The organism is Peribacillus sp. SIMBA_075 (assembly GCF_046534585.1).
This window is the reverse complement of sequence record NZ_JAWRYN010000011.1, coordinates 80969-94332: the sequence shown is the minus strand read 5'-3', so window position 1 is coordinate 94332 and position 13364 is coordinate 80969. Positions and strand designations below refer to the sequence as shown.

General features: G+C 40.1%; 18 protein-coding genes. 16 read left to right on the top strand and 2 right to left on the bottom strand.

Going from position 1 to position 13364, the window contains the following annotated elements:
• The first annotated feature begins 6 nt into the window (after positions 1-6).
• From SB775_RS11115 to SB775_RS11080, 8 genes are read left to right on the top strand one after another with little or no spacing between them, the layout of a single operon-like run.
• A complete protein-coding gene (locus SB775_RS11115) occupies positions 7-591 on the top strand; it encodes an ECF transporter S component (protein ID WP_410861631.1) in 585 nt (194 codons plus the stop codon).
• A gap of 12 nt (positions 592-603) precedes the next feature.
• Entirely contained in the window at positions 604-2064 is a 1461-nt protein-coding gene (locus tag SB775_RS11110) for an ABC transporter ATP-binding protein (protein WP_410861630.1), read from the top strand.
• A gap of 16 nt (positions 2065-2080) precedes the next feature.
• A complete protein-coding gene (locus SB775_RS11105) occupies positions 2081-2857 on the top strand; it encodes an energy-coupling factor transporter transmembrane component T family protein (protein ID WP_089363060.1) in 777 nt (258 codons plus the stop codon).
• A 40-nt stretch (positions 2858-2897) separates the two neighbouring features.
• The gene (locus tag SB775_RS11100) at positions 2898-3509 is read left to right on the top strand and encodes a thiamine phosphate synthase (RefSeq protein WP_410861629.1); all 612 of its coding nucleotides are present in this window, start codon (positions 2898-2900) and stop codon (positions 3507-3509) included.
• Between the two features lies 1 nt (position 3510).
• Entirely contained in the window at positions 3511-4635 is a 1125-nt protein-coding gene (gene thiO, locus SB775_RS11095; protein ID WP_410861628.1) for a glycine oxidase ThiO, read from the top strand.
• A gap of 14 nt (positions 4636-4649) precedes the next feature.
• Positions 4650-4853, top strand: coding sequence for a sulfur carrier protein ThiS (gene thiS, locus SB775_RS11090; RefSeq protein ID WP_061462977.1), 204 nt, complete (start codon positions 4650-4652; stop codon positions 4851-4853).
• A gap of 1 nt (position 4854) precedes the next feature.
• Positions 4855-5622, top strand: coding sequence for a thiazole synthase (locus tag SB775_RS11085; protein ID WP_061462978.1), 768 nt, complete (start codon positions 4855-4857; stop codon positions 5620-5622).
• On the top strand, positions 5619-6638 hold the full coding sequence (locus SB775_RS11080; RefSeq protein ID WP_410861627.1) for a thiazole biosynthesis adenylyltransferase ThiF: 1020 nt from the start codon (positions 5619-5621) through the stop codon (positions 6636-6638). The genes SB775_RS11085 and SB775_RS11080 overlap by 4 nt, the downstream gene beginning before the upstream one ends.
• Positions 6639-6825: 187 nt before the next feature.
• Here SB775_RS11080 and SB775_RS11075 read toward each other — a convergent pair whose 3' ends face one another.
• Positions 6826-6960 carry a small acid-soluble spore protein P gene (locus tag SB775_RS11075; RefSeq protein WP_061462980.1) on the bottom strand — a complete coding sequence of 45 codons (135 nt, stop codon included), beginning with the start codon at positions 6958-6960 and terminating at the stop codon, positions 6826-6828.
• A 113-nt stretch (positions 6961-7073) separates the two neighbouring features.
• On the opposite strand from SB775_RS11075, the gene SB775_RS11070 reads away from it, so the two are divergent.
• Positions 7074-7337, top strand: a complete 264-nt coding sequence (locus SB775_RS11070) for a hypothetical protein (protein WP_061462981.1) — start codon at positions 7074-7076, stop codon at positions 7335-7337.
• 116 nt (positions 7338-7453) lie between these two features.
• On the opposite strand, the gene sspO is transcribed toward SB775_RS11070, so the two are convergent.
• A complete protein-coding gene (gene sspO / locus SB775_RS11065; RefSeq protein WP_034312428.1) occupies positions 7454-7606 on the bottom strand; it encodes a small acid-soluble spore protein SspO in 153 nt (50 codons plus the stop codon).
• A gap of 385 nt (positions 7607-7991) precedes the next feature.
• Between sspO and acnA the strand changes: the two genes are divergently transcribed.
• From acnA to SB775_RS11030, 7 genes are all read left to right on the top strand, one after another.
• Positions 7992-10703, top strand: coding sequence for an aconitate hydratase AcnA (gene acnA, locus SB775_RS11060; RefSeq protein ID WP_089363055.1), 2712 nt, complete (start codon positions 7992-7994; stop codon positions 10701-10703).
• Between the two features lie 207 nt (positions 10704-10910).
• On the top strand, positions 10911-11417 hold the full coding sequence (locus tag SB775_RS11055; protein WP_410861626.1) for a redoxin domain-containing protein: 507 nt from the start codon (positions 10911-10913) through the stop codon (positions 11415-11417).
• A gap of 304 nt (positions 11418-11721) precedes the next feature.
• Complete coding sequence (locus tag SB775_RS11050) at positions 11722-11850, top strand: FbpB family small basic protein (protein ID WP_081108788.1); 129 nt, start codon at positions 11722-11724, stop codon at positions 11848-11850.
• A gap of 140 nt (positions 11851-11990) precedes the next feature.
• A complete protein-coding gene (locus tag SB775_RS11045; RefSeq protein WP_048678620.1) occupies positions 11991-12134 on the top strand; it encodes an acid-soluble spore protein N in 144 nt (47 codons plus the stop codon).
• Positions 12135-12190: 56 nt separating this feature from the next.
• Positions 12191-12436 (top strand): small acid-soluble spore protein Tlp, encoded by a 246-nt coding sequence (gene tlp, locus SB775_RS11040; protein WP_061462984.1) that lies wholly within the window; start codon positions 12191-12193, stop codon positions 12434-12436.
• Between the two features lie 146 nt (positions 12437-12582).
• Complete coding sequence (locus SB775_RS11035; RefSeq protein WP_410861625.1) at positions 12583-13014, top strand: acyl-CoA thioesterase; 432 nt, start codon at positions 12583-12585, stop codon at positions 13012-13014.
• Positions 13015-13039: 25 nt separating this feature from the next.
• Complete coding sequence (locus SB775_RS11030) at positions 13040-13333, top strand: hypothetical protein (protein WP_410861624.1); 294 nt, start codon at positions 13040-13042, stop codon at positions 13331-13333.
• The last annotated feature ends 31 nt before the right edge of the window (positions 13334-13364 follow it).

Sequence of the window (13364 nt, the reverse complement as noted above, 5' to 3'; positions counted from 1 at the left end):
TGAAACATGAAAAAAGGATTGAAATTAACGGATATATTAGTCACGATCGTGATTGCCGTAGCATTTGGAATCGTTTATATCCTTTGGGGTTCGATTTATTATTCTGTTAAACCATTAGGATTACATCTAGATCAACTTATTTATGGAATGTGGTTTATAGCTGGCCCCGTCGCCTTTTTGATTTTACGGAAACCGGGTGTGGCACTTCTGGCAGAGATAGCTGCAGCTTCAGGTGAATTCTTTCTAGGTTCACCATGGGGGCTGTCCGTACTCTTATATGGGGTGGTCCAAGGTTTGTTCGCTGAACTGGTATTCATGGCGTTCAAATATAAAAAATTCAATATGCCGGTGGCCGTTTTAGCTGCGATAGCTTCCTGCCTTGCATCAGTAATAATGGATTTTGCCTACGGGGAAATAGGTGCTCTCACTCTTTGGAATTTATCGTTATTCATGATAGCGAGGTTTGTGGGTTCCATATTCTTTGCAGGTGTAACTGCTTATTATCTAGTTAAAGTCCTGGAAACAACAGGAGTAACTAATCTAGTTCGTCCAGTTTCAAGTAAAGATTATGCAGAACTGGACCAAAAGTAGAGGTTGATGGCCATGAAACCAATCGTTTCTGTTGAGAAGTTAAGAATGAAATTTCCAGGTGATGGGTCTTTGATTTTCAAGGACCTATCCGTCTCGATTGATAAAGGTGAAAAAGTTCTATTGTTGGGACCATCAGGATGTGGTAAGTCGACTCTTTTGCAAGTGTTAAGCGGATTGATTCCGAATTCCATCGAAGTCCCGATGAAAGCGGAGAAATTGAAATGCGCTTCTTCATGGGGATATGTTTTTCAAGACCCTGATAGTCAGTTTTGCATGCCATTTGCCGATGAGGAAATTGCCTTCGTCCTTGAGAACCTTTCCGTCCCTAAAGAAGAAATGAATGAGAAAATCCAAAATCATATTCGTAAAGTAGGATTGAACCTAGGCCATACAAGTATAGAAACATTATCAGGCGGGATGAAACAGCGTCTGGCAATCGCTTCAGTATTGGCCCTTGAACCGGAAGTGATATTTTTAGATGAACCAACCGCCATGCTTGATCCGGAAGGAACTAAAGAAATCTGGGATTTGTTGAAGGAAGTCGGTCGAGACAAAACGGTAATTATCGTCGAGCATAAAATCGACCATGTTTTAGAATTCATCGAACGAATCGTGCTTTTTAACGGTGAAGGTGAAATCATGGCTGATGGTCCAAGAGATACCATCCTTTCACTATATAAAAAGGAAATGAAAGAACATGGAATTTGGTTCCCTGGTGTTTGGGATGAATATATACAAGAGAATGCCCCCATTCGGGAACAACAATTTGCAGACGGTTCACCCTTAGTGCATGTGCAAGGCTTTAGCGGTTTTCGGAATAAAGAGGAAAAAATCAAGGTTGAAGAATTGATGGTCCATTCAGGGGAATGGATTGTAATCAGGGGAGAAAATGGCGCGGGAAAGAGTACTCTTTTGCATGCACTGATGCAGTTCATAAAAACGAATGGTACGTATGAATTAATGGGAGCCCCTATTAAAAGGATGAAAAATCTAACCGATCATATGACGTTTGTCTTTCAAAATCCTGAGTTTCAGTTCATTGCAAATTCTGTATATGAAGAGATTGCTTATTCATTGCGAATTGGAAAAAGGCCACAACAAGAAATAATGGAGAGAGTTCAATCATTGCTTGAAGTGTTCCGCCTAGAGGCCCATCGGGATAAACATCCATTTCAATTATCAATGGGTCAAAAGCGTCGCTTAAGCGTAGCTGCCTCTATCGTCATAGACAAAAAAATCATTCTCTTGGATGAGCCTACCTTTGGCCAAGATTCGAAAAATACCTTTGCATTACTGGAATGGTTTGAGGAATATCGAAGGCGCGGAACAACAGTGATCATGGTAACTCATGACGATCATATTTCGAGAAACTTTGCAACCAGGATCTGGACGGTTAAAGACGGAAATGTAATAAGTGATGAAAAGGTCAACACGCAATCCGGATTTATGGAGGCCAAAGTTTTATCATTTTAAAAGGAGTGTCATGTAGATGAATGTTTCAAGTGCAGAAACATGGCTCCATAAGGTTAATCCAAGCCTTAAACTATGCGCATTGCTTGTTTTATGCATTGTGGCATTATTCATTCATGATCTGAATTATATGATGAATGTGACCATTGGTGTTTTATTCTTATTTTTGTGTTTTACGGGGCATTCGATGAAACGCATCTTACTTTTGTCAATCCCTTTTTGTTTCATTTTTATATCCACTTCTCTAGCAATGATTTTATTCGGTAAAGGTGAGACACTTTGGTTTAAGTGGGGTCTTATATCGATTACGGAAGAAAGTTTCATGAGGGGATTACTGGTAGGCTTTCGAGCTTTGCTTTTTGCGGCACTTGGTTTAACTTTTTCCTTGACGACGAGACCTGTGAACTTGTTTTATTCCTTAATGCAGCAAGTTAAGCTTAAACCGAAATATGCTTATAGTTTCATGGCAGCTTTAAGGCTCATCCCCATCATGATGGAAGAGTTACAAACGATACGAAACGCGATGAAGGTACGCGGTTTCGAAAGGGGAAAAGGGATCAGATCGGTATATTATAAAATGAAAGCCTATTCCATCCCATTGTTATCCGGAAGCATCAGACGTGCTCACAGAATCGCGGTTGCGATGGAGGCGAAGCGATTTACAGACACTCGGGATCGAACATACTATTATGAATTTGGGTTTTCAATAAAAGACCATGGATTCATTCTGTATTTTATCATCCTGCTGTTGGCAGGGTTTTATCTATCGGTTCATTTCCCGCTACTACCTATTTGATTTTATGAGATTGCAAGTTTACTAGTTAGGGGTTCTAAGTATGAATGCACAAGAATTGCATATTATTTCTACTGGAAAACAGCCAATTGAAAAGTTCGTAGAAATCGCTTCAAACATTCAGGAACATGTTGATTTCTTCTATCTAAGGGAAAAAAATATGAATGCATCAGAACTCTATCGAGCAGTGACCCTGTTACATAATAATAAGATTCCGCTTTCTAAGATCATCATTAATGACAGGGTGGATGTAGCCTGGGCGCACAAAGTATTTGGTGTGCAATTGGCTTTTCATAGTTTAGATGCAGGAGTCGTAAAAAGAGCATTTCCAGGGATGAGTGTTGGCTGTTCGATCCATTCCATGGATGAAGCAAAAGCCGCTTTTTGCTACGGTGCCAATTACGCGATATATGGTCATGTTTTTGAAACGGATTCAAAACGCGGTCTTCCTCCTAAGGGAGTTGAGGAGCTACATGCAATCACAAAAAATGTCAATCTTCCGATTATTGCAATAGGCGGAATAACACCCTCCAATTGTCAAATCGTGCGCGATGCTGGGGCACAAGGAATTGCAGTCATGTCAGGTGTGCTTGAAGCGGAAAATCCGGTTAGAGCCGTTAAAGAATATTCGAAGTCTTTAGGAAAGGAGACATAAGATGAATTCCATATATGATGCAATCATTGTTGGGGGAGGAGTAATTGGTGGATCCATTGCTTTTCAATTAGCCAAACGAGGTAAAAAGGTCCTTTTATTGGAAAAAGATAGACTTGCCAGTAAAGCTTCCAGTGCTGCAGCCGGGATGTTAGGAGCACAGGCTGAGCTGGATGCAGATAACCCGCTCTTTACATTGGCAAGCCGAAGCAGGGGGATGTTTCCTGCACTGTCGAAAGAATTGAAAGACATAAGTGGAATAGACATCGAATTAGTGAATAAGGGTATGTTTAAGGTGGCGCTTACGGATGACCAGGTTGCAGAGTTGAAGAAAATGATCAAAGTCCAGCAAGATGCGGGACTTGAGGCGGAATGGTTATCTACTGCCGAAATAAGGAAAACGGAACCGCTTCTTTCGGATGAGATTAAGGGAGGCATGTTCATTCCGGGGGATGGACAAGTTTCAGCAACAAGTCTGTCGCTCGCTTTTACTAAATCTGCAGCTGCCCTTGGTGTGGATATAAAGGAATTTGTCCATGTTTTTGATTTACGTACGGAAAATGGATATGTAAAAGGAGTGTCCACTAATATAGGCGAATTTTCAAGTGAAAATGTAATTGTGGCAAGTGGGGCTTGGAGTGCTTTCCTCCTTGAAAAGTCAGGAATAAACCTCGATACCTATCCGATAAAGGGGGAGTGCTTCTCCGTCCTGACTGATCGTCCATTGCTTGAAAAAACGATCTTTTCACATGGCTGCTATCTTGTACCCAAAGTTGGCGGGAGAATCATTGTCGGGGCAACGGTAAAAGCGAACACTTTCGATCAAAAGGTAAGTATGGAAGGGATCTCAACGTTAATAGAAAAGGCAACGCAATTGCTTCCGGCAATTAAAGAAACCGAGTGGGAAAAGACATGGGCAGGTATACGCCCCCAAACAGGGGACGGCCTTCCGTACTTTGGTGAACATCCAGCATACAAAGGACTTTTCATTGCAACGGGTCACTTCAGGAATGGTATCCTGCTTTCTCCAATTACAGGTGTACTTATTGCGGATATTGTGGAAGGGAAGACAAACCCTGAATGGTCCGCTTTTCGATTGGAGCGTTCGATACAGACCCAATTTTCATAATGGAGGTGAATGAATTGGAATTGATTATTAACGGGGAAAAAATACGGATTCCTGCTGATGAGTCAACAGTTACAGGACTTTTGCAACACTTTAATTTACATCAAAAAGTAGTGATTGTTGAATTGAATGATGAAATATTAGCAAAAGAAAATCAAAGTGAAACACTTTTGTCAAATGGGGACAAGGTCGAGATTGTACATTTTGTAGGAGGCGGATGATATGTTAAAGATTGGTTCTTATGAATTTTCTTCTAGGTTATTATTAGGTACTGGGAAATATCCAAACTTCGATGTTCAAAAGCAATCAGTGGAGGTTTCGGAGACGGAAATATTAACATTTGCAGTTCGGAGAATGAACATTTTCGAAGCCAGTCAACCAAATTTTTTAGAAAAGCTTGATTTGAAAAAATATACACTCCTTCCCAATACAGCAGGAGCCAAGACGGCAAAAGAAGCAGTGCGCATAGCCCAACTTGCTAAGGCTTCTGGTTTATGTGACATGATTAAGGTGGAAGTCATCGGCTGTCAAAAAACACTTCTGCCTGATCCGATTGAAACCTTAAAAGCTGCTGAAGAATTAGTGAAACTGGGATTCACTGTATTACCCTATACTTCGGATGATGTTTTGCTTGCAAAACGCTTGGAAGAAGTGGGCTGTCATGCAATAATGCCTGGTGCTTCACCGATTGGCTCAGGTCAAGGAATTATAAACCCACTGAACTTGCGATTCATCATGGAACAATCAGAGGTTCCTGTAATTGTTGATGCAGGGATTGGAACACCCTCCGATGCGGCAATCGCCATGGAATTAGGTGCGGATGGCGTGTTGCTTAACACTGCAGTTTCCGGAGCAAAAAACCCAATCAAAATGGCGAAAGCAATGAAACTTGCCATTGAGGCAGGTCGCATGGGTTATGAAGCGGGCAGAATAGAAAAAAATGAATACGCCATTGCAAGCAGTCCAGTTGAAGGAATGAGCATTGGATGACTGAACGTTATTCACGACAAGAAATTTTTGGCCCTATAGGGAATGAAGGACAATTGAAAATTCGCAATAAACACGTTTTGGTGATTGGAGCGGGTGCTCTCGGTACGGGAAGTGCAGAAGGCCTTGTACGAGCAGGAATTGGGAAACTGACCATTGTTGACAGAGATTATGTGGAGTGGAGCAACCTGCAAAGACAACAGCTTTATTGTGAAGAAGATGCTGAAAAAAGAATACCGAAAGCTGTGGCAGCGAAGAATCGTTTGAATGCGTTAAATTCAGATGTTATCGTAAAATCGCATGTTGCGGATGTTTCGGTGGATGAACTGGCAAAGCTCGTTGAAGGCGTGGATTTAATATTGGACGCCACAGATAATTTCGATACCAGGATGCTAATTAATGATAGCGCACAAAAATATAAAATACCCTGGATTTACGGGGCCTGTGTAGGGAGTTATGGGATAAGTTACACGGTGATCCCAGAGGTGACCCCATGCTTGAATTGTTTGCTGGAAACGGTTCCGATTGGAGGACTGACCTGTGATACGGCGGGAATCATTAGTCCTGCTGTTCAAACGGTCGTTGCCCATCAAATGACGGAAGCCTTAAAAATCCTTGTAGAAGATTATGCATCACTTAGAAACAAGATCGTTTCGTTCGATCTTTGGAAAAATGAGCATTCGTCCATAGATGTAGCGAAATTAAAAAAAGACAGTTGTTTGTCTTGTGGGACAAATCGTACTTATCCGCATCTATCCTATTCAAATCGTATAAAGACTGCCGTATTATGCGGGAGGGATTCTGTCCAGATTCGGCCGGCGATCAAACTTGAAAGAGACTTAGCGGAACTTGAAAAAAATCTGTTTGCACAAGGTGGCAAAATCGTTAGAAATCCCTATTTACTTTCATTTTCAATCGGAACCCATCGAATGGTTGTTTTTAAAGATGGACGTGCTTTGATCCATGGAACAAAAGAAATCTCAGAAGCCAAAACTTTATATCATCGTTATTTTGGCTGAATAACTGTAATGAACGGATCTGAAATCCAAGGTAAAGTGTTTTAAAGAGGTACCGATAATTTCTGCATTATAATAGGAAGTTATCGATCATTCTTCTTGCGACTTGATTGCTGAGTAAACATCAAACGAAAGCGGTGTCTGCCTTAAGGGCGGCACCGCTTCGTTATGGAACGTTTATAAAAGCTGCCTACATATCATGACTGCTATTATGCTTCTGACGGGAGTGCTGTCTATTTTTTACCTTATGAGAACCGCTTAACGGTGCAGGTTGACCTGTGTTATTCCCTTTAGGTGCGTTGTTTTTACCATCATTTTTGTTCATGTCCGATCCCTCCTACTTCTTAAGATAATCAGTCCGTGAAATTTTATTCACATACATATATTTGCAAACCTCGTACATGCTATGGATGGACACTAATTAAGGAGCTGAACCAAATGCAGGATAAACAAGATAAGCGAAGGACATTCCAGGAAGCCCAGCAAAGCTATCAACAAGTATTTGATGTATATTCATCCATCGAGAAGAACGCACCGAATTACGGAACGGAATTGAAACATGTGAAGCAGGAGGTGAACGAGGCCTATCAGCAAATTCAATCTGCTTTAGTCACCGCTTCCGAGCATCAGAGAGAACAATTGAAACAATTCGAGCAGGATATTCAGGCAATCGTCAATGAGGTCAATTCAGAGGACTATTGAGTGACTGGTTCTATCCGGCGTTTCCTGTTTTTAGAATGGAATAGGCTTCTTGAAAAATGCAGTAAATCTGCCATTTCAAAAAGCCTATCTTATTTAAAGCCTAGAAATGAGGGAAATCATTGGTTTTTCTTTCTTTTTTTATTATTTTGCCTTTGCATTTCCGATAATGGCGGTTCATTTCCCAGTTCATCATTATACCCAGCTCCATTACCTTGCGCTTTTGCAGCATTCATACCTGGTATAACATGATTTGCCTTTTGTTTTGTCATTTCGACACCTCCACCCATAGAATGCGATAATGTTGAATGATTATGTATGAATGACCAATATGTTTTACTGGAATAATTTATCAGGCCAAAAATAGGGTATTTTCGATAAATTGCATATCAGTAAGGCTTCCTAAATGCACTTTAATATGTGGGGAATTTTTTTCTATAAGAGAAACTTATCAAAAACAATAACTTTCTTGTTATTTACTTATACTCATTTCTATATTAGTATTAAGTTGAAGGAAGAGTTAGGGTGGGAGAAGAGAGAAGAAATTCGACATACTAACTTTTTTTACTTATATTTATAGTAGACATGGTTTCAGAGAACCAGGTTTTACTTTTATGTGCAGAATAAGTTCTGACAGTTTAATTGGGGGTAATATTCATGACGAAAAATGACGTATACCAAGCGCGTAAATCCTTTGAAATTGAAGGGGAACGCTACAACTACTACAGCCTAGACGCTATTGAAAAAGCAGGGGACGGCCAAGTATCACGCCTTCCATATTCCATTAAAGTCCTACTTGAAGCAGTACTTCGCCAAGTAGACGGAAGAGTAATCACAAAAGAACACGTTGCGAACCTTGCTAAGTGGGGAACAAGTGAGCAGCAAGATATAGATGTTCCGTTCAAGCCTTCACGTGTTATCCTACAAGATTTCACTGGTGTTCCAGTTGTTGTAGATTTAGCTTCTCTACGTAATGCATTCGCTGCACTTGGTGGAGATCCTGATAAAATCAACCCGGAAATTCCAGTTGACCTTGTAATCGACCACTCTGTACAAGTTGATAAAGCAGGTACAATTGATTCTCTTGATGCCAATATGGATCTTGAATTCGAACGTAATGCAGAACGTTACCAGTTCCTAAGCTGGGCTCAAAAATCATTCAATAACTACCGTGCGGTTCCACCAGCAACTGGTATCGTTCACCAAGTTAACCTTGAGTACCTTGCGAACGTAGTACATGCGGTTGAATCTCCAAACGGCGACTTTGAAGTATTCCCTGACTCTGTATTCGGTACAGATTCACATACTACTATGATCAACGGTATTGGTGTTCTTGGTTGGGGTGTCGGCGGTATTGAAGCAGAAGCAGGTATGCTTGGACAGCCTTCATACTTCCCAGTACCAAAAGTGGTTGGTGTGAAACTAACTGGTCAACTTCCTAAAGGAACAACAGCTACTGACCTTGCATTGAAAGTAACCCAAGTTCTTCGTGCACACGGCGTAGTTGGTAAATTTGTTGAGTTCTACGGCCCTGGAGTAGGATATCTTCCACTTGCTGACCGTGCAACAATTGCTAACATGGCTCCTGAATACGGTGCTACAGTCGGTTTCTTCCCAGTTGATGCAGAAGCTATCGATTACATGCGCTTAACAGGCCGTGATGAAAAACAAATTAAAGTTGTTGAATCTTACTGCAAAGAAAATGGATTGTTCTACTCTCCTGAAAACGAAGATCCAGCTTACAATGATGTTGTGGAAATCGACCTTTCAGCAATTGAACCAAACCTTTCAGGCCCTAAACGCCCGCAAGATTTGATTCCACTTTCTCAAATGAAACAATCTTTCCATGATGCTATCAATGCACCTATGGGTAACCAAGGTTTCGGCATGGACAATTCTGAATTGGATAAAGAAGTAACTGTTAAATTTGCCGATGGTAAAGAAACGGTAATGAAAACAGGTGCGATTGCAATTGCTGCAATCACAAGCTGTACGAACACTTCTAACCCATACGTAATGCTTGGAGCAGGTCTTATTGCTAAAAAAGCAGTTGAAAAAGGATTGACTGTTCCGGATTATGTAAAAACATCATTGGCACCAGGTTCTAAAGTTGTTACTGGTTACCTTCGTGATGCAGGTCTTCAACCATACCTTGATCAATTAGGGTTCAACGTAGTTGGTTATGGCTGTACAACATGTATCGGTAACTCAGGTCCATTAGCGGACGAAATCGAAGCAGCGGTTTCTGAAGCAGATCTTCTAGTAACTTCAGTACTTTCTGGTAACCGTAACTTTGAAGGTCGTATTCATCCACTAGTGAAAGCAAACTACCTTGCTTCACCTACTTTGGTTGTGGCATATGCTCTTGCTGGAACTGTGGACTTTGATCTAAACAATGATTCACTTGGTAAAGATAAAGATGGCAACGATGTATATCTTGCTGATATCTGGCCATCACAAGAAGAAGTTAACGCTGCTGTTAAAGCAACAGTTACACCGGAATTATTCCGTAAAGAATACGAAACAGTATTCAACGATAACAAACGTTGGAATGAAATCCAAACAAGCAACGAAGCAATTTACGCTTTCGATTCTAAATCAACATACATTCAAAATCCTCCATTCTTTGAAGGATTATCACCAGAACCAGGTTCAGTTAACCCACTTTCTGGCTTGCGCGTAGTTGGTAAATTCGGTGACTCAGTAACAACTGACCACATTTCTCCTGCAGGTGCAATCGGTAAAGATACACCAGCTGGTATCTACCTTCGTGAAAATGGTGTGAAACCACGTGACTTTAACTCTTACGGTTCTCGTCGTGGTAACCATGAAGCAATGATGCGTGGAACATTCGCAAACATTCGTATCCGTAACCAAGTTGCTCCAGGTACAGAAGGTGGTTACACTACTTACTGGCCAACAGGCGATGTAATGGCTATCTATGATGCTTGTATGAAATACAAAGCTGATGGAACAGGTCTTGCTGTCATTGCTGGTAAAGACTACGGTATGGGAAGCTCTCGTGACTGGGCTGCAAAAGGTACTAACCTTCTTGGCATTAAAACAGTTATCGCTGAAAGCTTCGAGCGTATTCACCGTTCTAACCTTGCGTTAATGGGTGTTCTTCCTCTTCAATTCAAAGAAGGCGAAAACGCTGAAACACTAGGATTAACTGGTAAAGAAGCGATTGCTGTTAAAATCGACGAAACAGTTAAACCACGTGATATCGTAACAGTTACAGCTACTGATGAAGCTGGAAACGTAAAAGAATTTGATGTACTTGTTCGTTTCGACTCTGAAATCGAAATCGACTACTACCGTCACGGTGGTATCCTTCAAATGGTATTACGTAATAAATTAAAAGGCTAATTTAAGCTTTTGAGAGCGGCAAACCTACATGTGTAGGTTTGCCGCTTTTTTTTGTGTCAAGTTTATGAAACATTGAGAGATCATGATATGATTTAATAGAATTGCACTTTTCCGCATACCCTTTTATTGTTAAGATGGAATAGGGAAGTTGTTCTATTTCTGGAAATGGACTAATATTTTTATTGTAATGGGACTAGGGGGACGAGTATGATTAAAAAGATTATTGCTTCGGTGGTCTTACTGTCACTTATTACGATAGCGATCGTACAGGCGATGGATAATGAACCGAGAGGAGTGAAAATTGGAGCTAAAGCACCGGATTTCACCCTGAAAACTTTGGATGGGAAACAGGTTGAATTATCGGATTATAAGGGGAAAAAGGTAATGCTGAATTTTTGGGCAACGTGGTGTCCGCCTTGTAAAAAGGAAATGCCGGATATGGAGAAATACACACAACAAGCGGGTGATGATGTTGTCATACTAGCAGTCAATATTGACCCTGAAAATGATGTACAAGGATTTGTGGAGGATAATGGAATTTCTTTTACCATACCGCTTGACAGTCAAAGTGCAAAAGAGGCAGTGAATGATCGCTATAAGATTTCGAGCATTCCGACGACTTACTTCATCGACAAAGAAGGCATTATCAGGAATAAGGTAATTTCAGCCATGACATTAAAAGATATGGAACGAAATATAAATAGTATGCAGTAGGGCAATCTTATAAAGTTTAAAGTGATTTACGACACATTACAAAATCTGACGGAACCTTATGAGGTTCCGTTTTTATTGTTTGTTAACAAAGTTGTCAAAAATTAATGGAAAAATCAAAAAAATTAAAAAAATATAGTTAATGTTTATGAAAAAAGGGTTAAAGTATAGAGAGTGGAGAAATTGGATTTTTATCAGATTAAAAATCTGATAATTATGACAATTAATGGAGTGAAGACCATATAGTCATAATTTTACGTTAATTAGGCAATGCTGAATAGTATATTAAAAATAAGTAGGTGAAAGCATGAAAAAAAGAAAAAGGACATTTGAAGAATTAATTAAAGAAAACAAAAAGGAATTATTGATGGACGTTAAACAAATGGAAAGACTTGAGGAACGTCTGGAAAAAAAACATATGCAAAAGGCTGAATAAATTTTGCAAAAGATTCCTTAAAAAGAGCCAATGCCATGAAGGTCCCTTCAAAGTGCTGGCTCTTTTTTCATGGCTTTTTCAAAAACTGGCATTCATGAATTTCCGCTTTTTTATCCATGATAAGAGGAGGAGGCGATAGAATGGGTAATCCAAAAAAAGATTCCAAACACTTTAGACCGAGCCATCAAGGGACACAACCGATAGCAGCGGGTGGGAATAACGGTAAGAAAATGCAGGACAAATCCGGCAAACATGCTCAGGTCATTCAAACTAAAGGCGAGTAACCAGGGGATAATAATCGTAATAATATTATGTAAACAAATAACGTGAGGTGAAATTAATGGGCTCATATAAACACAACCAGGATAACCGTTTAGATAATGTTGAAAAAATTCAGGATGCAATTCAAAATACAGAAGAAAACATAAACGCTGCAAATGAAACGTTATCATTTTCTTCAGAGGTGGAAAAAATGTCAATTAAGGCCAAAAATGACCGAAGAAGAAAGAGCATCGAGGGAATGAAGGAAGAAATGCAAGATGAACAAGAAGCACGGGAAAGCGGTTATAATAACGATAATATTTAACAAATAGGTAATGGGGAGAAAGAGGTGCGTAATCTTTCTCCCCTTCTTTATAAAGTGAAGCAGACAGTTGAGACAGCTTAAATGAAATTTGAACAGTTGTTATGTTAAAATGTTTATTGCAATAGAAATGAAAGTGGGGAAACAAAATGTTCATAGCTGAAAACGAAATTGAAGTGCGGTATGCAGAGACGGATCAAATGGGTGTCGTTTACCATGCGAATTATTTTATATGGATGGAACTAGGCAGGACAAAATTGATAAATGATTTAGGGTTTTATTATGCTGATATGGAAGCGGATGGCATCCTCTCACCTGTTATGGATATTCAGGCTTCGTATAAAACCCCTGTTAGATATGGTGATAAGGTAAAGGTTAAAACCTGGATTGAAAAATATGACGGCTTACGGGTCATTTATGGATATGAGATCGTAAATGAGAGAAATGAAGTGGCGGCTACAGGTCATTCTTCTCACGTTTGCGTTAAAAAGGAGACCTTCCGCCCGATATCCATTAAACGGATGTTTCCTGATTGGCATGAGGCCTATGAGAAAAATAAAAAGCAGGATGAATTGGTTTAATGACAATCATTGAGGTGATTAAAAAATGGCTTTTGGGATTAAACGGACAGACGTAGTAACCTGGAAGCAGAAAATCGATCAAGGTCAAATAGCTTTTTTAACTCATTATTGGCTGGACGACCGATTTCCTGGTTGCAAGACGGTTACAAAAGTGGGATGCAAAGATTTACGGCGTTTATCGGAGTGGGGTAAGAAATACGGGCTTAAAAAAGAGTGGATTCATCACAGGAAGGATGGCTACTCGCATTTCGATCTTTTAGGGGACAAGCAAAAGGAAATTCTTAGGGCGGAGAATATTAAAGAGCATCTGCTCGATTGAAACAAGAAAAAACAGCAGTTTACACCGCTGC